The sequence below is a fragment of the uncultured Sulfitobacter sp. genome, assembly GCF_947499945.1.
Classification (GTDB): Bacteria; Pseudomonadota; Alphaproteobacteria; order Rhodobacterales; family Rhodobacteraceae; genus Sulfitobacter.
Genome location: NZ_CANMQD010000001.1, coordinates 1,871,448 through 1,889,343 on the forward strand (window position 1 = coordinate 1,871,448; position 17,896 = coordinate 1,889,343).

Annotated in this window: 21 protein-coding genes; 9 read left to right on the forward strand and 12 right to left on the reverse strand. The window is 56.8% G+C overall.

The genetic code is table 11. The features are described from left to right. Nucleotides 1-107: 107 nt before the first annotated feature. From Q0775_RS09335 to rbfA, 10 genes are all read right to left on the reverse strand, one after another. Nucleotides 108-281 (reverse strand): hypothetical protein, encoded by a 174-nt coding sequence (locus Q0775_RS09335; protein ID WP_298859566.1) that lies wholly within the window; start codon nt 279-281, stop codon nt 108-110. Nucleotides 282-709: 428 nt separating this feature from the next. Then, a complete protein-coding gene (locus Q0775_RS09340) occupies nt 710-844 on the reverse strand; it encodes a hypothetical protein (RefSeq protein ID WP_298859568.1) in 135 nt (44 codons plus the stop codon). After that, nucleotides 841-1,080, reverse strand: a complete 240-nt coding sequence (locus tag Q0775_RS09345) for a hypothetical protein (protein ID WP_298859570.1) — start codon at nt 1,078-1,080, stop codon at nt 841-843. Before Q0775_RS09345 ends, Q0775_RS09340 begins: the two co-directional genes overlap by 4 nt. 50 nt (nt 1,081-1,130) lie before the next feature. Next, a complete protein-coding gene (locus tag Q0775_RS09350) occupies nt 1,131-1,694 on the reverse strand; it encodes a hypothetical protein (protein ID WP_298859571.1) in 564 nt (187 codons plus the stop codon). Nucleotides 1,695-2,355: 661 nt separating this feature from the next. Beyond that, nucleotides 2,356-2,625: a 30S ribosomal protein S15 gene (rpsO, locus tag Q0775_RS09355; protein WP_259997355.1), complete on the reverse strand. Its 270-nt coding sequence runs from the start codon at nt 2,623-2,625 to the stop codon at nt 2,356-2,358. A 165-nt stretch (nt 2,626-2,790) separates the two neighbouring features. Continuing rightward, on the reverse strand, nt 2,791-3,819 hold the full coding sequence (locus Q0775_RS09360) for a calcium-binding protein (RefSeq protein WP_298859578.1): 1,029 nt from the start codon (nt 3,817-3,819) through the stop codon (nt 2,791-2,793). A 143-nt stretch (nt 3,820-3,962) separates the two neighbouring features. After that, nucleotides 3,963-4,472, reverse strand: a complete 510-nt coding sequence (locus Q0775_RS09365) for a DUF1643 domain-containing protein (RefSeq protein ID WP_298859580.1) — start codon at nt 4,470-4,472, stop codon at nt 3,963-3,965. Nucleotides 4,473-4,478: 6 nt separating this feature from the next. Next, on the reverse strand, nt 4,479-5,402 hold the full coding sequence (truB, locus tag Q0775_RS09370; RefSeq protein ID WP_298859582.1) for a tRNA pseudouridine(55) synthase TruB: 924 nt from the start codon (nt 5,400-5,402) through the stop codon (nt 4,479-4,481). 106 nt (nt 5,403-5,508) lie between these two features. Next, entirely contained in the window at nt 5,509-6,255 is a 747-nt protein-coding gene (locus tag Q0775_RS09375) for a phosphodiester glycosidase family protein (RefSeq protein ID WP_298860014.1), read from the reverse strand. A gap of 32 nt (nt 6,256-6,287) precedes the next feature. Beyond that, complete coding sequence (gene rbfA / locus Q0775_RS09380; RefSeq protein WP_298859584.1) at nt 6,288-6,710, reverse strand: 30S ribosome-binding factor RbfA; 423 nt, start codon at nt 6,708-6,710, stop codon at nt 6,288-6,290. Between the two features lie 86 nt (nt 6,711-6,796). Here rbfA and dapB point away from each other — a divergent pair, with 86 nt between their 5' ends. Both dapB and Q0775_RS09390 read left to right on the forward strand, forming a co-directional pair. Then, a complete protein-coding gene (dapB, locus tag Q0775_RS09385; protein ID WP_298859586.1) occupies nt 6,797-7,612 on the forward strand; it encodes a 4-hydroxy-tetrahydrodipicolinate reductase in 816 nt (271 codons plus the stop codon). 101 nt (nt 7,613-7,713) lie between these two features. Then, nucleotides 7,714-8,061, forward strand: a complete 348-nt coding sequence (locus Q0775_RS09390; RefSeq protein WP_298860016.1) for a dihydrodipicolinate reductase — start codon at nt 7,714-7,716, stop codon at nt 8,059-8,061. Nucleotides 8,062-8,131: 70 nt separating this feature from the next. On the opposite strand, the gene Q0775_RS09395 is transcribed toward Q0775_RS09390, so the two are convergent. After that, entirely contained in the window at nt 8,132-8,365 is a 234-nt protein-coding gene (locus Q0775_RS09395) for a DUF1674 domain-containing protein (RefSeq protein ID WP_298859588.1), read from the reverse strand. Nucleotides 8,366-8,462: 97 nt separating this feature from the next. Here Q0775_RS09395 and Q0775_RS09400 point away from each other — a divergent pair, with 97 nt between their 5' ends. Next, nucleotides 8,463-9,734 carry a transcription antitermination factor NusB gene (locus Q0775_RS09400; protein WP_298859590.1) on the forward strand — a complete coding sequence of 424 codons (1,272 nt, stop codon included), beginning with the start codon at nt 8,463-8,465 and terminating at the stop codon, nt 9,732-9,734. Here the strand turns inward: Q0775_RS09400 and Q0775_RS09405 are convergent. Then, the gene (locus tag Q0775_RS09405; RefSeq protein ID WP_298859592.1) at nt 9,731-10,486 is read right to left on the reverse strand and encodes a PhnD/SsuA/transferrin family substrate-binding protein; all 756 of its coding nucleotides are present in this window, start codon (nt 10,484-10,486) and stop codon (nt 9,731-9,733) included. The two genes, Q0775_RS09400 and Q0775_RS09405, sit on opposite strands and share 4 nt — an antisense overlap. Before the next feature lie 164 nt (nt 10,487-10,650). On the opposite strand from Q0775_RS09405, the gene Q0775_RS09410 reads away from it, so the two are divergent. The 6 genes from Q0775_RS09410 (at nt 10,651) to Q0775_RS09435 (ending at nt 17,875) form a co-directional block, all read left to right on the forward strand. Next, entirely contained in the window at nt 10,651-12,417 is a 1,767-nt protein-coding gene (locus Q0775_RS09410; protein ID WP_298859594.1) for a heparinase II/III family protein, read from the forward strand. A gap of 17 nt (nt 12,418-12,434) precedes the next feature. Beyond that, nucleotides 12,435-14,021, forward strand: a complete 1,587-nt coding sequence (gene purH, locus Q0775_RS09415) for a bifunctional phosphoribosylaminoimidazolecarboxamide formyltransferase/IMP cyclohydrolase (protein ID WP_298859597.1) — start codon at nt 12,435-12,437, stop codon at nt 14,019-14,021. 15 nt (nt 14,022-14,036) lie between these two features. Next, nucleotides 14,037-14,561 carry a signal peptidase II gene (gene lspA / locus Q0775_RS09420; RefSeq protein ID WP_298859598.1) on the forward strand — a complete coding sequence of 175 codons (525 nt, stop codon included), beginning with the start codon at nt 14,037-14,039 and terminating at the stop codon, nt 14,559-14,561. A gap of 53 nt (nt 14,562-14,614) precedes the next feature. Next, nucleotides 14,615-15,118 carry a DUF3035 domain-containing protein gene (locus tag Q0775_RS09425; protein WP_298859599.1) on the forward strand — a complete coding sequence of 168 codons (504 nt, stop codon included), beginning with the start codon at nt 14,615-14,617 and terminating at the stop codon, nt 15,116-15,118. A 136-nt stretch (nt 15,119-15,254) separates the two neighbouring features. Further along, nucleotides 15,255-16,568 carry a pitrilysin family protein gene (locus Q0775_RS09430; RefSeq protein WP_298860018.1) on the forward strand — a complete coding sequence of 438 codons (1,314 nt, stop codon included), beginning with the start codon at nt 15,255-15,257 and terminating at the stop codon, nt 16,566-16,568. Further along, complete coding sequence (locus Q0775_RS09435) at nt 16,565-17,875, forward strand: pitrilysin family protein (RefSeq protein WP_298859601.1); 1,311 nt, start codon at nt 16,565-16,567, stop codon at nt 17,873-17,875. The genes Q0775_RS09430 and Q0775_RS09435 overlap by 4 nt, the downstream gene beginning before the upstream one ends. Nucleotides 17,876-17,896 lie beyond the last annotated feature (21 nt).

Genomic DNA, 17,896 nt, shown 5'->3' on the forward strand with positions numbered 1-17,896 from the left:
GCCTCCGAAGATGTATTTCGCGCCAAGTCGTAGGCGCAAAATGCAGGGGGCGCAAAGAAAAAGAGCGGACTCGAAGGCCCGCTCGGATGGTTCATACTGGAAGGAGCTTAATCCTTGGCCAGCATCTGTGCTTGTGTCTGCCACTTGTCGCGGGTGGCGCGGAATTTGAAGCCTTCGAGATTGTTGTCGACCCATACCATTTCCTCGGCTGTCCAGTCGCCGATCCGGTCACAGTGGTAATAGCCAAGACCATGCAGAATTTTCTCCGTCTTTGGTCCCACACCGTGGATTAGCTGCAGGTCGTCAGGTTTGCCGTTGCGCGGATCTTTGAGGCCTTCTGGCTTTTTCGCGGTCTCTACTTTTGGGGCGGCTGCTACGGGTGCAGGTGTTGCTGGTTTTGACGCTGTCAGTTTTTGTATGGCTGCGACAGCGGCGGGCGCTGCTGCGGCAACAGGTGCTGCACGGGGTGCTTCGGCCTGTGCTTCGAGAATATCTGATTTGGTGGTGCATGTTTCGAGACCAGTGCGCAGGCGCTTGTTCTAGGAGCGCATTGTGTCGATCTCGCTGCTGGACGGTTGTTCGTAGCGCCAGATCAGCCATCCCAGCAAGAAGGCGATGAGCAGGTAAAGAAACATTTGAACGAAAAGATAAGTCATATTGGTTTTCCTGATCGTCTATATTTCTATGTAAGTAGGGATGGTTAGGTGCCTCAGCGCACCTGCCACTCAAAGAAGACAAGGCGGTTCTGCTGTCGTCCCCTACTTGTTTCGTTGTCAGCGATGGGTTGGGCCTCGCCATAGCCTACAGGCTTGAGCGTGTCGGCAGGTACACCGCGATCAATCATGAATTGCGCAATCGCTTTCGCGCGGTATCTGCAGGCAGATCTGTGTTAATCGAGGTCGCTTTTGGCTCTGCCTCCTTCAGCTCTTTGATTATCCCGTCGCGTGCTGCAACGACGGCCGTCAGTCTAGCTACCTGAACCGTCAGGTCCCCGTTTTGCGCGTCCAAAGTTGCTACGTGTCGGGTCAACGCCGCAACTTGTGCTGTCGCGGTAGAGCCTGTGTCGGCTTGATTTGCCAACTGGTCTGTCAGATCCGTACCTTGTGCGGCGCGGTCCTGAACCGTTTGGATCAGGGACTCAACCTGTCCTGCACCGCATAGCGTTCCGCAGTTTCATCGGCAAGATCATTTTCCGGCATCGCGGTTTTGGCGCTCGCATCGGCCAGATCAGCTTCAAGTGCGGTGATTTTTGATGTCAATTCAGCACCTGATTGCTGGTCGCTAGATACGGAAGCTTTCTGTGCCTTTATCTCTTCGGTTAGCGCAGCCACATCTGCAATTAACGTGCTGATTTGACCTGTCAGGTCTTTAATAACAGCGTCCTTTTCGACCAGTTGCGCGGTGGTGAGTGCCAGCGCTGTTTTTGATCTGTCGAGTTCGCCTGCCAGATTGGCGGTGTTGGTCTGGGTATCATTGAGACTGTCCCGCTCGGTGGTGAGCGTGCCTATAATGGCGTTCAAGTTCTCAACTTGGGCATTCAGGCTTGTCTCAACGGTCGGTGCAGAAACGATTGCAGACCAACCTTCGCGGTTAGCAATAGCCGTGCGCAAGGTAGTTGCATCACCCGAAGTTGTACCGGACAATGTACAGCTGTCAGGTGTTACCGAGAGTGCACCTGATGAAAGGGCGGCCATTTGGGAGAGGTCACCCTGCCTCGTCTGTGCATTCCCCTGTTGCAGCACCAAGAGTCATTGCATCGACAACCGAGCCATATGGTCCCTTGGCAGAAGCGGATGGTACAGCGCCCGTCAGTGTTACCCCTGCATCTGATTTGACCGCCTTTAGAACGCCGCCACCGTTTTGCAGCGTTAGCCCGTCAATGGGCCAAAAGTGCCATAGGTCTGGTTTGCTGTATCGAGATACGCGCGCTATGTGGCGGTGTCATAGACGATACCACTCAAAGTGACGTAGCGGCCATCGACATCGATTCCGATATCTTTGGTGGACGCTGCATCCAGATCATTGGTGACGCGTGTTGTAATGTCAGTTTCTATGTCTTCTGATTTATATCAGAGCGCAGAATAGAAAGTGAGCAACGTGAAAAACAACATGCCTAAAATTAGTATCGGGCTCATGGGTTCCCTCCTGCTAGTTCGCACTTGCTCGGCACTTGGTGGAAATAAGGGAAGGAGAAAAAAGTAGCGAATACGTCAGTTTTGTGAGGAAAACGGGCAGCTTGAGCGTGAAGACGAACGGTAAAATGAAAAAACCGCACCTTTTTGTAAAGGCGCGGTTTTTAAATCAATGGTAGGTATCACAAGGTCCCAAGAGGATATTCCTCTTTTCGACAAACGCTTAGCGGCGCAGGCCGAGACGTTTGATCAGGTCTTGGTACCGTGCATCGTCCTTGGACTTGACATAGTCTAGGAGTTTGCGGCGCGTTGCGACCATCTTCAACAGACCACGGCGACCGTGGTTGTCTTTTTTATGCGTTTTAAAGTGCTCTGTAAGTGTCGCGATGCGCGAGCTGAGAACAGCAACTTGCACTTCTGGGGAACCGGTATCGCCTTCTTTGGCGCCGAATTCGCTCATGATGCGTGCTTTTTCTTCTTTTGTAATCGACATCGGGGTCTCCTTGTCAAAAGGTTAATATGGATGGCGCAGCCCGGGATGTCGTCCAGTGCAGGCCCGTGGAGGAATCGCAGATCGGAACCTGTGATGGGGTCGTTTAGGCGTGTTTTATGGGTTTGGCAAAGGCTTATTTCACCTCAGGTCTGGCTGCGGTGATATTCAGGACGCCGTGAGGCCGAGGAGTGTAGCGGAGCTTAGAGGAACCAAAGCAATATCGCTCGGCAACAGATCACTGCCATTAACCGACGCAACCACAGTCCCGTCCAGAAGAACAAGTGTTTGGTTCGCTACGTCAGGGTTCACGGTCAGGGTGATCTGCGGTTCTATGGTTGCTTCGATGCTGTCGTCCCAGACCAAAAGAATGCTATCGTCTTCGGCAGCGTAGTCGGTGATTTGCGCAGCTTCACCTGATGTCAGCCAATCGCCGAGAACGATCTCGTCCGCGCCCTCACCGCCTGTCACGATGTCACCAGAACCAACAAGGATGCTGTCATTGCCGCCGCCACCGTTGAGGTAATCACTGCTGTCTGCGTCACCACCTACAGCGCCGCGCATCAGACCGCTTAGGACATCATCGCCCCAGCCGCCAAAAAGAACATCTGCACCATCACCGCCAATCAGGGTGTCGTTTTCGAGGCCGCCCTGTAGCGTGTCATCGCCCACACCACCGTCCAGCCAGTCATCGCCAGCGGATCCCTGAAGCGCATCATTACCCGTGTTGCCAAAGAGCATATCGTTGGCGTTATGACCGAAAAGTTCATCATCTTCCGCGCCGCCATCGAGAAGGTCGAGGCCGTCGTGGCCATGCAATGTGTCATTCCCAACATCGCCGGCTAGAACATCATCGCCGTCATCGCCACGCAGTTCGTCATTGCCAGCGGCCCCGTTCAGCGTGTCATCGCCATCTTGCCCGCGTGCGCGATCATTCTCGTCGCTACCTTCAAATAGATCGTCATAATCCGTCCCTTCGGTAAGGGTGACACTATCTTCAGGAGATGTGTCAAGAGGAGAGAGAATGGCGGCATCATCACCGCCGCGTGGATCGTAATCAGGTTCAAAGTTATCTTCCGCGAATTCTTCCTCAACTTCATCTGCAAGACGTACAGAGGAATTGGCAAAGTCCTCCTCGTCATCGTCGTTCAGTTGAGGATCAACAAATGCTACGGTTCCGACCGCCATAAGTCCCATCAATCCTGCTAGCCATAACATAGTGAATTATCCAATGATGTCGGAGCACCTGCCCAGAGTAAATATGCGCAGAATTGCAGTGAGTCGTCAAAACTCTATCGCCAATAAGGTTAACGACGGGTGTCGCACAGCGGAGGTATGCCTTAGAAGGTCCAAAGCCTAGGCTCGGCGCTGTAGGGCAGGTAAAGCGGATGTCGGGGGTGTCCTGATTTTGTCAGACCGAGATGATGCAACGCATGGCCCGCATCACGCAGGCGGGACGCTGTGAGCGGTCCTTGTGTGCGGTGTTCGCCGTGAACACCCCACGCAGCGATTACCATACCGGCCCATGACGCGGCTTCAATGAGAGCGTCTGTATTGTCGGGACCTTCGGGATCAATCGCTGCTTTCATATCGCGGGGATCGGTGGCGCGCAGGGCAAAGATATTGACCGCTCGGAAGCCACCAAAGCCCAACGTGCGCGCACGCTGTTCACAGCGGTGGATGGTAGGGTCGTTCTGCACCTCGGTCGCGGTAGAGGGGTTGAGCATGACAAATACCACACGCCGCCCCTGCGCCTCCCAGACGCGGGTGAGGCTGTAGCGGTAGCGTTCGCAGTCGGAATAAACGGCAGTGGAGGGGGCGTCACCTTTGGTATGACTGCGGGTGATCATAGCGGGTTACTTGCCGTTGATCTCTGAGGCGTTGAAAACGCGGGAGGGGTGTAATTCGCCTGCCTTGTAGACGCCAACTGCCACGGCGCGGCCGTCTTGGGAGGCCCAGCATTCGTCGCCGTATTCAACATCTTTGGCGAAAACCATGCCCGGATTGCCGTTGCGCAGCTTATTTGTACCTTCGCTAGAGGCTGTGACTTGGGGCAGGTCTTGTAGACCCAATTCGAGCGGACCGAGGAAGGCATCAAGTTCGGTCGTTTTGGCCAACTCTTCGACTTGGGCCAGTGTAATGGCATTGGCGACCTCAAACGGTCCCGACCATGTGCGGCGCAGTTCGCGCACGTGGCCTTTGCACCCCAGCACTTCACCTAGATCGCGTGCGATGGAGCGGACGTAGCCACCTTTGCCACAAACCATCTCAAGCGTGACGTGGTCAACATCGGGGCGGTCAAGCATGATGAGGCTGTCGACATAGAGAGGACGGGCGGCGATCTCCATTTCCTCGCCATCGCGGGCGCGTTTATAGGCACGCTCCCCGTCGATTTTCACGGCAGAGAATTGCGGCGGCACCTGTTCGATATCGCCGACAAAGCTGTGCAGCGCCTCTTTGATCGCGGCATCGTCGGGGCGCAGGTCGGAAGTGGCGATGATCTCGCCTTCCAGATCGTCGGTGTTGGTGGCGGCCCCAAGACGGACGGTAAAGACGTATGCCTTGAGCGCATCAGTAATGAAGGGGACAGTTTTCGTGGCCTCGCCCAAGGCAATCGCCAGAACGCCTGTTGCATCGGGATCAAGGGTGCCTGCATGGCCCGCTTTTTTTGCATCAAAGGCCCAGCGCACTTTGTTCACCACGGCGGTTGACGTGGGGCCAGCAGGTTTGTCGATGACGACCCAGCCTGAAATATCGCGCCCTTTGCGTTTGCGTGCCATGTGCTGTCCTTGGGGTAATGGGGATTTGATCTGTTGCGCGCCGTTTTGCAGATTGTGCGCCTGCGTGCAACGGGCGTGTGTGATTTTCAGGCGCTTGGGATGTTGGTCACTCAGCGTAGGGATCTTCTAGCGGCGGTGGCGGCAGGCGCTGTCCCTCGACTACACCGATAATGGGGCCGAGCGCGCCAAAGCCGATGTCGTTGCGCCCCAGTTCAGGCGCACGCAGGCGCGACACATTGCCATCGAAATAAAGCGCGTTGTCTAAATCTAGATAATCGCGGAATAGGCTGCCGAAGGTGTGGAAGGTGACAGGGCCATTGGAAATGACAAAAGTAGCGATGGTGCCATCTCTACTGGTGCCAACCCCGTTGCGGATAAAACGGGAGGTCGAATCGCGCAAGAAACGCGGGTGGAGTTCGCCGTCGATCACCAGCATGGGGCCTGATTGTGTGGCGCTGGTGCAGTCGGGCGCCTCCTCGACAAAGCGCAGCGTCTCGATCACATCGGCGCGGTGGTCGCGCAGGCAGAGCACGCCGTTGGGCAAAAGGCCGAAGTTGCCGGGCCCAGCGTTGGTGATGATTTTTTGTGCTGTTGCGCCATCCTCAATGTAGAGGCCTACGGGCGCGCGGTCATCGTGGTACATGCCAGCGTTTGCGGCAAAGCCGAGGGCGTACCCCTGATCCTCCAGCGCCGCGTTGAGGGTGCTGAAATAGCCGTAGGGGCGTGTGCCGCTGTCATCATAGAGAAAGAGTCGCAAGACCTCTTGGGTGACGTCCACATCGCATATAGCGTATTCGACGCCCTCATATGTTTCCTCACGGCAGGTTGCGGCCAGCGCGGGCTGCGCCAGCATCCAGAGCGCAGCAATGATGGCTGCGCGACGGATCACTCGCTGTCTGCCTCGTCATCGTCCGGGGCTTCCGCATCGCGGCGCACGCGGTCTTGGGCCAGCATGCGGCGGGTCTCGTCCATCTGGTCGAACGTGCGGTCCAGCTGGAAGCGTAACTCTGGCGAGAACTTGAGCGTGAGGCGTTTGGCCACCAGCTTGCGCAGCTCGTACTTATTGCGGTTGAGCAGATCGATGACTTCGTCCTGACCGATGCCGCCCAAGGGGAGCACATAGGCGGTCGCGACTTTGAGGTCATTGGAAGTGCGCACTTCGCCCACGGTAATGGACAAGCGGTTGAGATCGGGGTCATGCACGTCGCCCCGCGCCAGCACATCGCTGAGTGCGCGGCGGATGGTTTCGGCCACGCGAAGCTGTCGCTGGTTAGGGCCGGTGCTTTCTTTGGGTTTGTTATATGCCATGACCCCCATCTAAGGGGTCTGAACTTCTTTGCCAAGGACGTGTGAGCAGGCTACACCGCTGATCGAAAGATAAAAGGATGCGCACCATGACACAGACAACAGGTATCACGATAACAGGCGTCTCTGGCCGCATGGGGCAAATGCTGGTGCAGCAGGTTTCTTTGAATGCAGACACCCATCTGGCCGGCGCGGTAGAGCGCGGCGGGCATGACTGGGTTGGGCAGGATCTTGGCGTTGCCATGGGTGGTGCTGCGTTGGGTGTAATTGTGACTGACGACGCGGCAGTAGCGATGCAAGACGCGCAGGCGGTGATTGATTTTACGGCGCCCATTGCCACGATTGGTTTTGCCAAAGCTGCGGCGGAGGCAGGGATTGTGCATGTGATTGGGACCACGGGTATGACGGCGCAGGAGATTGCGCACCTTGCCGCGCCAGCGGAACGCGCGGTGATTGTGCGGGCGGGGAACATGAGCCTCGGGGTGAATTTGCTGACGCTGCTGACAAAGAAAGTGGCTGCCGCGCTGGATGAGGATTTTGACATCGAGATTATCGAGTCACACCACAATCAGAAAGTGGATGCGCCATCTGGCACAGCTTTGATGCTGGGTGAAGCTGCGGCCGAGGGGCGCGGTGTGGCGCTGGCGGATGTTAGCGATTCGGGGCGGGACGGCATTACGGGCGCACGCAAACGCGGCGACATCGGGTTTTCCGCCATTCGCGGCGGCGATATTGTGGGCGAGCATGATGTGATGTTCGCAGGCGCGGGCGAGCGGATTGTCCTGCGTCATATCGCGTCTGATCGCGCTTTGTTTGCGCGGGGTGCGCTTAAAGCGGCCCTTTGGGGGCAGGGGCGCAAACCGGGTGAATATGACATGCTGGATGTGCTGGGCCTAAATGATTAGGGCACTGCGCCGTTATTTTGTTTTGGGTTAAATGAAACCGAATCCCCGTTTGATACGTAGTATTCACGATGGACCTCGAAGGAGAGAACCAAGTGAAACAAATGATATCAGTCATTGCGGCGCTGACATTTTTCGCCGCTACACCTGCCGCAGCAGAGTTTTCGAAGGTAAACAGCGCGGAAGAATTCAAAACTATTGTCGTAGGGAAGACGCTTACGCGACCTCTGGTAAGAATTAAGGTAAGCCCGAATGGCTCGATTTCTGGTCGCGGTGCGACATGGGACCTGAGTGGAAATTGGACATGGAAGAACGGTTATTTCTGCCGAAGCCTTGAATGGGGGGGTGATGATCTGGGGTACAACTGTCAGGAAGTAAAAGCTTCGGCAGGGAAAATCCGGTTCACCTCGGATCAGGGCAGCGGCGACAGTGCGGACTTTTCGCTTCGCTGAGTGACTACAAAATTTTGAAAATTTGGGCCCAGAGTTTCATTGAAACTCTGGGTTCTTCGCATCGGCCCGATCAGAAATCGATGGCGATTCCCTTTTTCTCCCAATCGCCGTAGCGCACAGGCTCTGGACCGTCTCGGCCCCCCAGCTCTGGTGGGAGGTCCAACTTCTTCTCGGCGTCACGGCGTGCTTGAGCTTCGGCGAGGGCCCTTTGGGCCGGGGGCGGCAGATCAGGCTCGGGCACGGGTGTAGGCGGGATTGGCGCGTCTGGAATAGGAGGTTCTTTGGGTGTGGGGGCTTTTGCCATGGGGCGTTCCTTTCTCAACTCCCTCTTGATATACGTCGCGCCTTGCCCCAGACAACCTCCGAACCACTCGCCAGACCGCATAGAGAAAGCCTACATCATGTCAGACACCGGCGTATCGGCCCGTAAATCCGCTGTTTTCCTGCTCGACCAGATATTGGGCGAGGGGAAATTGATGTCCGAACTGCTGGGCGCAGGGGTGCTTGACAGGCTTGCGCCAGAGGATCGCGCGCGCGCGCAACGTTTGGCGCAGGACACGTTGCGCGGGATGGAGCGGGCGGACCGGATTTTACAAAAGCACCTGAACAAGTATCCACCGCTGACTGTACGCAATGCGTTGCGGGTCGGCACGTTGGAGCTGTGTACCGGTGGTGCGGCGCATGGTGTTGTGAATGCGATGGTTTCGGTCGTCGCTGCGGACAAGCATTTGAGCCATCTTAAGGGGCTGACCAATGCTGTGTTGCGCAAAGTCGCGGCCGAGGGTGAGGAAGCATGGACAGAGCGCCGTGCGCCACGGATGCCCAAATGGCTGCGCGGGCCGCTGGTTGAGGCATGGGGTTCTGACGCGATCGTCGCGATTGAGGCAGCGCATTTTAAGGGCGCACCATTGGATTTGACGGCGAAGGGTGATGCGGCGGCATTGGCGGAGCGGTTGAACGGGACATTGCTACCGACGGGGTCAGTGCGTTTGCATGAGGGCGGCCAAGTTTCGGCCATGGAAGGATTCGCAGAGGGCGATTGGTGGGTGCAGGATGCTGCTGCTGCTTTGCCAGCGCTGATTTTGAACGCCCAAGAGGGCGAAGTTGTGCTGGACCTTTGCGCCGCCCCTGGAGGCAAGACGATGCAGCTTGCGACGACGGGTGCGGAGGTGCGTGCGGTAGACGACAATCATTCGCGGATGCAGCGGGTGAAAGAGAATCTTGCGCGGACGGGCCTCACGGCGCGGACGTTCATTAAGGATGCGCGGCAGTTTCAGGGGCAGTTTGATGCGATCCTTCTCGACGCGCCGTGCTCGGCCACAGGCACGATCCGCCGCCATCCTGATTTGCCACACGCCAAGGACGGCTCTGACTTTGGCGCGTTGATTGAGTTGCAAGAAGAGTTGCTGGACCATGCATGGTCCCTGCTCAAACCCGGTGGGCGGATGGTGTTTTGCACCTGTAGCTTGTTGCCCGACGAGGGTGAGGTCCAGATTGATGAGGCGATGGAACGGCATGGCGATATGACCGTGGACCGCGATGCGCTGAACATTGCGGGCGTTCAGCCTGAGTGGATTTCTTCCGAGGGAGGTTTGCGCCTGCGTCCTGACTATTGGGAAGAGCTGGGCGGAATGGACGGATTTTACATCGTGTGCTTGCGCAAAGCTGACTAGAGCGCGGCAGAAGCAGGCGGGTTCGGGACCGCGAGATATTTGGCGGGGCCAATCTGCACAAGCCCGTGCAGATCCAGTGCTGTTGCGTCTGGGGCTGGCAGCATTGAAATCGCCTCACTCACCGCATCATAGATTACGTTAGGATCGTGTTGGAGCCCTGTGATGTAGGGCAAGCCCGGTGTTGGTGTTGTGTATTCGAGAACGCGCAACTGCGCTGCAATTGGCTCATACCTGCTGATCAACCGCCATGTTTGGGCATCAATGCTTGCGATATCGGCCTGTCTTTGCGCGACCATTTTCGCAGAAGCCAAGTGTCCGCCGCTTACCACTCGGTCTGAAAACAAAATGTCCAAGGGCTTTGTGTGGTTATATAGCGCGGCGAAGCCTGATTGTGAATGGGACGCGTTATAGGTCAGCCGTGCACTTGCAAACTCGGACAGAGAAGCACGCGCGTCATCTGCACGCACGATAATTGCAGAATTATAATATCCTGCGGGACAGCCTTCCAGCCCATAATCGGGTGTTCCGATGATCTGGACATGGCCGTGCAGGCAGGTGCGGTAGGGCATGCCGCAGGTTTGGCTCAGCACCAATGTGGGGTCTTCCCAAACCTCGAAACCCCAGACGTTTTGCGTCAATTTTAGCGGTGCTTCTACACCGCGCTGGGCGAGAGAGTCGTGGATACTGGCCCAAAATTGAACATGTGCCGTTTCCAATTCGGGCCGTGCATACATAGTTAAATTTGCAATCATCGGCCGAACCTGCACCGCGACGCCTTCCTATACAAGGGGGAGCCACACGGGCGATCCGCCGCCTATATGACATGATGCGCGAAAAGGTGCCGGAAATGCGGTGACACGTAGTGGTACGCACGTTAGACTAACCAAAACGCCACCAGAGCGTATAGGCAGAGCACATGATCGAATTTCCACAGCTAAGCGCGCATCGAACGCGCTTGTTAAACCAGTTGCATGCGCGCATGGCAGCACGGGCGCGTGGACAGGTGCGCGGTTTTGTCTCCTCGCCCGAGCCACGGACCATCGGCTCTTTTGCGCGGGGGCGGCAGTTGGCGGCGGGCAATTTCCTTTTTGCAGGCAGTTTGATTACTGCGCCCGAGAGCACACCGTGGGAAGTGGAAGCCCCAGACAAGGCATTCTCTCAAAGCTTGCACGGGTTTGCATGGCTTGATGATTTAGCGGCAGTGGGAGACAGCGCTTCACGCCGTGCGGCACAGAAATGGTTGTGGCAGTGGATTGACCTTTATGGGAGCGGGAAAGGGATCGGTTGGTCGCCTGATCTAACGGGCCGTCGCCTTATCCGCTGGATCAACCATGCGCTATTCATGCTGCATGGCGCGGGTGAAAATGCGCCTGACAGCGAGGCATTCTATCGCTCGCTTGGGCAGCAGACGCGATTCTTGTCCAAGCGCTGGCATGCAGCGGCACCAGGCCTTGCGCGGTTTGAGGCGCTGACGGGGCTGATCTATGCAGGCTTGTCACTGGAGGGGCTAGAAGCGCTCGCCGATCCCGCGATCAAGGCGCTTGCACGTGAATGCGAGACACAGATTGATGCGCAGGGAGGTTTGCCCACGCGCAATCCTGAAGAATTGCTTGATGTCTTTACGCTGCTGACTTGGGCAGCTGCTGCACTATCAGATGCAGGGCGTGGCACACCGCAGCCGCACTTGGCCGCGATTGAGCGGATTGCCCCCACATTGCGCACACTGCGCCATTCCGATGGCGGATTGGCGCGGTTTCATGGTGGCGGTCGCGGGTTGGAAGGCTGGCTTGATCATGCGCTGGCCTCGTCTGGTGTGCGTAAGATGCAGCCTGAGGGGTTGTCGATGGGATATGCCCGTTTGTCGGCGGGGCGCACGAGCGTGATTATTGATGCCAGCCCCCCGCCGAGTGGTGCGGCCTCGGCTAACGCCCATGCTTCGACATTAGCATTCGAACTGACCTCGGGACGGCGCCCTTTGATTGTGAACTGCGGTTCTGGTGCTTCTTTCGGGCTGGACTGGCGGCGTGCGGGGCGGGCGACACCGTCACATTCGACGCTCAGCCTTGGGGGGTATTCCAGCGCGCGGTTGGAGATCGCTGACAAGCGCAGTGGCATAGAAGCATTGATTGACGGTCCGACCCATGTGCCCGTCGAGATCACGCCAGTGAGTGACGGGATGAAGTTTCAAGGCGGGCATGACGGTTATGTCCTTACCCATGGCTTGACCCATGCGCGTACGCTTGAGCTGACCCATGACGGACGTGCCGTTGCGGGTGAAGACATGCTGCTGGCGATGGAAGATGCCGAAAAGCGGCGGTTTGATCGTGCGTTGGATAAAACCCAGCTCAAAGGGCTGCGATACGAGATCCGCTTTCATTTGCATCCCGAAGTGGACGCTACTGTTGATTTAGGCGGGGCGGCGGTGTCGATGGCGCTAAAGTCAGGTGAGATATGGGTTTTCCGCCATGACGGGACCTGCGAATTGACGCTGGAAGCGGGAGCATATCTTGAGACGACGCGCCTGAAACCGCGTGCATCCCAGCAGATTGTGTTGACGGGCCGTGCGATAAATCCCGCCACACGGGTACGCTGGTCCTTGTCCAAAGCGCAGGAAACTGCGATTGGCGTGCGTGATTTGGAACGGGATGACCCTTATCTCGATTCTGGCCTCAATGACGACTGACCAAAGGAGCCCCTGCCATGGCTGATCTCTACCCTGTAAAACGTGCCCTTCTTTCTGTTTCCGACAAAACCGGTTTGGTTGCGTTTGGCCAAGCACTTGCGAAAGCTGGTGTTGAGTTGCTCTCGACTGGTGGGACGGCAAAGGCGCTGCGCGAGGCGGGGCTGGACGTGAAGGACGTGGCGGACGTCACAGGCTTTCCCGAGATGATGGATGGGCGGGTCAAGACGCTGCACCCTGTCGTGCACGGCGGCCTACTGGCACTGCGCGATGACGCTGGGCATGTCGCCTCGATGGAGGAGCACGGGATCGGTGGGATCGACCTTGTTGTAGTGAACCTTTATCCGTTTGAAGAGACTGTGGCCAAGGGCGCGGAATACGCCGAAGTCATCGAGAATATCGACATTGGTGGCCCCGCAATGATCCGCTCGGCGGCGAAAAACCACGGCTTTGTCAGTGTGATCGTCGATGTGGAAGATTATTCGCCGTATATTGCTGAGCTTGAGGCGAATGATGGCCAGACAACCTATGCCCTTCGCCAGCGTCTGGCCCAGACGGCCTATGCGCGCACCGCGGCGTATGACACAGCGGTTTCGACTTGGATGGCCGATGCTGTGGGCGGTACACCGCGCCGCCGCACCTTTGGCGGGACGCTGACGCAGACTCTGCGATATGGCGAGAACCCGCACCAGTCTGCGGCGTTTTACTCTGATGGTTCCAGCCGCGCAGGTGTGGCCACGGCCCAGCAGCATCAGGGCAAAGAGCTGTCTTATAACAACATCAACGATACCGATGCGGCGTTTGAATTGGTGTCTGAATTTGATCCTGAAAACGGCCCGGCAGTGGCGATTATCAAGCACGCGAACCCTTGTGGTGTGGCGACAGGTGCAACGATGGCCGAGGCTTATGCGCGCGCATTTGATTGTGACCGCACAAGCGCCTTTGGTGGGATTATTGCGCTGAACCAAACGTTGGATGCGGAAACTGCCGAAGCAATCACGGGCATCTTTACCGAAGTGGTGATTGCCCCTGATGCTGACGCGGATGCCGTCAAGATTTTCGCTGCCAAGAAAAACCTGCGCTTGCTCACCACCGGCGCACTTGCTGATACCACGGCTGCACGCCTTGCCCCTCGCCAAGTGTCCGGTGGCTGGCTGGTGCAGGACCGTGATATCGGTCGCGTGAGCATGGATGATCTGAAAGTGGTGACAAAGCGACAGCCGACCGAGCAAGAGATGAAAGATATGATGTTTGCGTGGACCGTTGCCAAGCACGTTAAGTCCAACGCAATTATTTATGTCAAAGATGGCGCGACCGTAGGCGTTGGCGCGGGCCAGATGAGCCGCGTTGACAGCACGCGCATCGCGGCACGCAAGGCTGTTGATATGGCCGAGGCGATGGGCTTGACCGCGCCACTGACCCAAGGGTCTGTTGTAGCGTCTGACGCGTTCTTTCCCTTCGCTGATGGCTTGGTAACTGCGGCAGAAGCAGGGGCAACTGCGCTGATCCAGCCGGGCGGCTCAATGCGTGACGACGAAGTGATTGCTGCTGCTGACGAAGCGGGTCTGGCGATGGTGTTTACCGGAATGCGTCATTTCCGGCATTAATGAGGGCAGCGTTTTATGCGGATGATTTTTGGGGCAGGCTTTGCGGCTTTTGCGATCGATCAGATCAGCAAATATGTAGTGATCCACATGATGGAGCTTGCCCGCATCCGCAGCATTGACGTGTTGCCGCCGCTGATAAACTTTCGCTATGGCGAGAACCGTGGCATCAACTTTGGTCTGTTTGGTGGGGGATCAGAAGCGAGCCGCTGGATTTTGATCGCTCTGGCGGCTGTGATTTGTATCGCTGTTCTTGTTTGGGCGCGGAAAAATGCGCATACGCTGCTTGCGCAGATTAGCGCAGGTCTGTTGATTGGCGGTGCGCTGGCCAATGTTCTGGATCGTATGATTTATGGGTATGTCCTTGATTTCCTTAATATGTCTTGCTGTGGGATCAATAACCCGTTTGTATTCAACATCGCTGACGTGTTTATTTTTGCAGGTGCACTTGGCCTCATATTTTTTACCGACGATGCGGATGCCAAGACTGCAAAAGGCGGCAAGAAGAAGCTGCGCAACAAACCTGTGAAAAAAGGCGGGTGACATTGCACCTGTGCCTGCGATATTGAGGGGCAACGGCGATCTGGAGGCCTTTGATGCGTAAACTTGCTTTGTTGTTTGTATTGCCTGTGCTTGTTGCAGGATGTGCGAACGTTGGCCTGCGGGAATTGCGGAGCAATTCCAAAGGTCCTGACGAGTTCGGCATTCAGCCGGTCGCAACCTTGCAGGCGCCTGCCAGCTATACCGAACTTCCTACGCCGACACCCGGCGGTACGAACCGTACGGACCGCTCTGCGGTTTCTGAGGGAACCAAGGCATTCGGCGGCAATCTGGGTGATCCGAATGGGCCAATCCCTGCGCGCGATGGCGCGTTGGTACAACACGCAAGCCGCTTGGGCGTGAACCCTGATATCCGTGGGACACTGGCACAAACCGATGCAGATTTCCGTCGCCGCAAGGCACGGTTCACGCAGTACCGCATCATTCCGGTGGATCGTTATAATCAGGCCTATCGCCGTCAGGCGCTTGACGCCGCCGCCGAGCAGAACCGCTGGCGCCGTGCGGGCGCACGCACGCCTTCTGCGCCGCCTGCAAACTGATCCAATATTACATCTTTGTGATTTTACGCTGGTCCGCTTGAACCTGCGTCTCTCGCACGTACCTATAGGTGCATGCGCCCTTACCGTTTGACCAAAAAGGACCTCTTTCATGTTCCGATATGCCCGAACTGCCTTGATGGCTGTTTTCCTCATCCCTGTGGCCGCAATGGCCGAGACAAGTGGTAAGGTCACCGACTTTATGCTTGAAAACGGGATGCAGGTTGTTGTGGTCGAAGATCACCGCGCCCCAGTTGTCCAGCACATGCTGTGGTATCGTGCAGGATCGGCGGATGAGCCTAAGGGATCTTCTGGTGTCGCGCATTTTCTTGAGCATTTGTTGTTCAAAGCAACGGATAAGATGGAATCGGGTGAGTTTTCTCAGGTTGTTGCAGCCAACGGGGGGCGCGATAATGCCTTTACCAGCTATGACTACACTGCCTATTTCCAGCGCGTTGCAGCAGACCGCCTTGAGCTGATGATGACGATGGAAGCGGACCGGATGAAGAACATCCGCCTGACGCCAGAAAACATAGCAACCGAGCGGGATGTGATCATCGAAGAGCGCAACCAGCGCACCGAGAACAATCCCCAAGCGCTGTTTGGTGAGCAACTTTCGGCCGCACAATACCTAAACCACCGCTATGGCACGCCGATCATCGGCTGGATGCACGAGATGGAAGAGTTGGACCTTGAGGATGCGCTGAACTTTTATGAGCTCTATTATTCGCCCAATAACACCATCCTTGTGGTTTCGGGCGATGTGACGCCTGACGAAGTGCGCGCCTTGGCCGAGAAGCATTACGGACCGATCCCGCGTAACCCCGATCTGCCAGAGCGGTTGCGCACTGAAGAGCCGCGCCAGAACGCCGAGAGGCGGATAATTTTCCGTGATGACCGTGTCGCACAGCCTTATATCTCGCGCAGTTATCTGGTGCCAGAGCGCGACAGTGGTGCGCAGGAAACTGCGGCAGCTCTGACTATCTTGTCCGAGATATTGGGGGGCGGGACGACCTCTTTTTTCACCGAAAAGCTCCAGTTTGACACTCAGGTTAGTACGTATACAGCGGCGTGGTATTCGGGCGTATCACTGGATGACACGACATTCCGCATGATTATTGTACCTGCCGAGGGGATCAGCCTTGAAAAAGGCGAGGCCGCCCTTGATCGGGCCATTGCTGAATTTCTGGAGACGGGTGTGGACGAAAAGCAGCTTGAGCGAATCAAGCTGCAAATCCGTGCCTCCGAGATATATGCGCAGGATAACGTGGACGGTATCGCCAACCGCTATGGCCGTGCGCTGACCTCTGGTTTGACGATTGAGGATGTCCAGGCGTGGCCTGCGATCCTTGATGCTGTGACCGCCGAAGACATCATGCAAGCCGCCAGCCTGCTGCGCCGCGAGGCGTCTGTTACGGGCTGGTTGATGCGTCCTGAAGGAGAAGCCGAATGATCCGTTTTGCAACAGCCCTGTTTCTGGGAACAGCTGCCGCCCTTCCCGCACGCGCCGAAGTTGACATCCAAACCATAACCTCTCCGGGAGGAATAAATGCGTGGCTGGTTGAGGAACATTCGCTGCCGTTTATCGCACTCGAAATCGCCTTTGTCGGCGGCAATTCGTTGGATGTAGAAGGCAAGCGTGGCGCGATCAATTTGATGACGGGTTTGCTTGAGGAAGGTTCTGGCGATCTGGACGCGCGCGGATTCGCGCGGGCCAAGGAGGCGTTGGCGACCAGTTTCAGCTTCAGCTCTGATTCCGAGCAGTTATCGATTTCGGCGCGGTTTCTGACCGAGAATTTTGATGCATCTGTGGCTTTGCTGCGCGATGCAATGCAGAATCCGCGGTTTGACGAGGCAGATATCGAGCGGGTGCGGGCACAGGTTATTTCAGGTCTCGCATTTGATGCGAAAGACCCCAATGATATAGCCGGCAAGACATTTGCCACAATGGCCTATGGTGAGCATCCTTACGGCACGGTGGCCTCTGGCACACCCGAGAGTGTCGCGGCATTGACCCGTGACGATCTGGTGGAAGCGCACCGCAACGTGCTGGTCCGTGATCGCGTTCTGGTCGGCGCAGTTGGTGATATCACGCCCGAGCAACTGAGTAGCCTGCTTGACCTGCTGTTGGGTGATTTGCCGAAATCGGGTCCGATGCTGCCGCCAAAAGTTGAGCCGCTGATCGAGGGCGGGATCACCGTAGTCGAATTTGACACGCCCCAGTCCGTTGCCCTGTTCGGCCAGCCCGGTATCGCGATTGATGACGAAGACTACTTCGCTGCTGTGCTATTGAACCAGATTTTGGGTGGCGGTTCTTTTGAAAGCCGCCTGATGCAAGAAGTGCGCGAGAAGCGGGGATTGACCTATGGAGTCTATTCATACCTGCACTCACGCGATCTGGCGAATGCCCTCATGGGGTCTGTCAGCTCCTCCAATGATCGCATCGCCGAAGCGATCACCGTGATTAAGGATCAGTGGAAGCTGGCCTCGGAGAATGGTGTCACCGAGGAAGAGTTGCGCAATGCCAAGACGTTTTTGACAGGAGCCTATCCGCTGCGGTTTGACGGAAACGGCACGATTGCAGGCATCCTTGTTGGCATGCAGTTGATCGGGCTGGAGTCCGACTACATCAAAACCCGCAACGAGCGGGTAGAGCGTGTGACGCTGGACGATGTGAAACGTGTGGCTGGTGAGCTGATGGACCCCGAGGGGCTGCATTTTGTGGTCGTGGGCAAGCCTGAGGGGCTGGCAGCCGAGTGATCTGTTGCGGATCTATGCCCC

What these genes read in the sequence shown, in the direction of transcription:
- dapB (WP_298859586.1), top strand. Translation starts at nt 6,797, where the DNA reads ATGACACAGACAACAGGTATCACGATAACAGGCGTCTCTGGCCGCATG.
- Q0775_RS09425 (WP_298859599.1), top strand. Translation starts at nt 14,615, where the DNA reads ATGCGTAAACTTGCTTTGTTGTTTGTATTGCCTGTGCTTGTTGCAGGA.
- Q0775_RS09400 (WP_298859590.1), top strand. Translation starts at nt 8,463, where the DNA reads ATGTCAGACACCGGCGTATCGGCCCGTAAATCCGCTGTTTTCCTGCTC.
- Q0775_RS09365 (WP_298859580.1), bottom strand. Translation starts at nt 4,472, where the DNA reads ATGATCACCCGCAGTCATACCAAAGGTGACGCCCCCTCCACTGCCGTT.
- Q0775_RS09360 (WP_298859578.1), bottom strand. Translation starts at nt 3,819, where the DNA reads ATGGGACTTATGGCGGTCGGAACCGTAGCATTTGTTGATCCTCAACTG.
- Q0775_RS09375 (WP_298860014.1), bottom strand. Translation starts at nt 6,255, where the DNA reads ATGCTGGCGCAGCCCGCGCTGGCCGCAACCTGCCGTGAGGAAACATAT.
- Q0775_RS09430 (WP_298860018.1), top strand. Translation starts at nt 15,255, where the DNA reads ATGGCTGTTTTCCTCATCCCTGTGGCCGCAATGGCCGAGACAAGTGGT.
- Q0775_RS09405 (WP_298859592.1), bottom strand. Translation starts at nt 10,486, where the DNA reads ATGATTGCAAATTTAACTATGTATGCACGGCCCGAATTGGAAACGGCA.
- truB (WP_298859582.1), bottom strand. Translation starts at nt 5,402, where the DNA reads ATGGCACGCAAACGCAAAGGGCGCGATATTTCAGGCTGGGTCGTCATC.
- Q0775_RS09340 (WP_298859568.1), bottom strand. Translation starts at nt 844, where the DNA reads ATGATTGATCGCGGTGTACCTGCCGACACGCTCAAGCCTGTAGGCTAT.
- Q0775_RS09395 (WP_298859588.1), bottom strand. Translation starts at nt 8,365, where the DNA reads ATGGCAAAAGCCCCCACACCCAAAGAACCTCCTATTCCAGACGCGCCA.
- rpsO (WP_259997355.1), bottom strand. Translation starts at nt 2,625, where the DNA reads ATGTCGATTACAAAAGAAGAAAAAGCACGCATCATGAGCGAATTCGGC.
- Q0775_RS09435 (WP_298859601.1), top strand. Translation starts at nt 16,565, where the DNA reads ATGATCCGTTTTGCAACAGCCCTGTTTCTGGGAACAGCTGCCGCCCTT.
- rbfA (WP_298859584.1), bottom strand. Translation starts at nt 6,710, where the DNA reads ATGGCATATAACAAACCCAAAGAAAGCACCGGCCCTAACCAGCGACAG.
- Q0775_RS09350 (WP_298859571.1), bottom strand. Translation starts at nt 1,694, where the DNA reads ATGGCCGCCCTTTCATCAGGTGCACTCTCGGTAACACCTGACAGCTGT.
- Q0775_RS09390 (WP_298860016.1), top strand. Translation starts at nt 7,714, where the DNA reads ATGATATCAGTCATTGCGGCGCTGACATTTTTCGCCGCTACACCTGCC.
- Q0775_RS09410 (WP_298859594.1), top strand. Translation starts at nt 10,651, where the DNA reads ATGATCGAATTTCCACAGCTAAGCGCGCATCGAACGCGCTTGTTAAAC.
- lspA (WP_298859598.1), top strand. Translation starts at nt 14,037, where the DNA reads ATGCGGATGATTTTTGGGGCAGGCTTTGCGGCTTTTGCGATCGATCAG.
- purH (WP_298859597.1), top strand. Translation starts at nt 12,435, where the DNA reads ATGGCTGATCTCTACCCTGTAAAACGTGCCCTTCTTTCTGTTTCCGAC.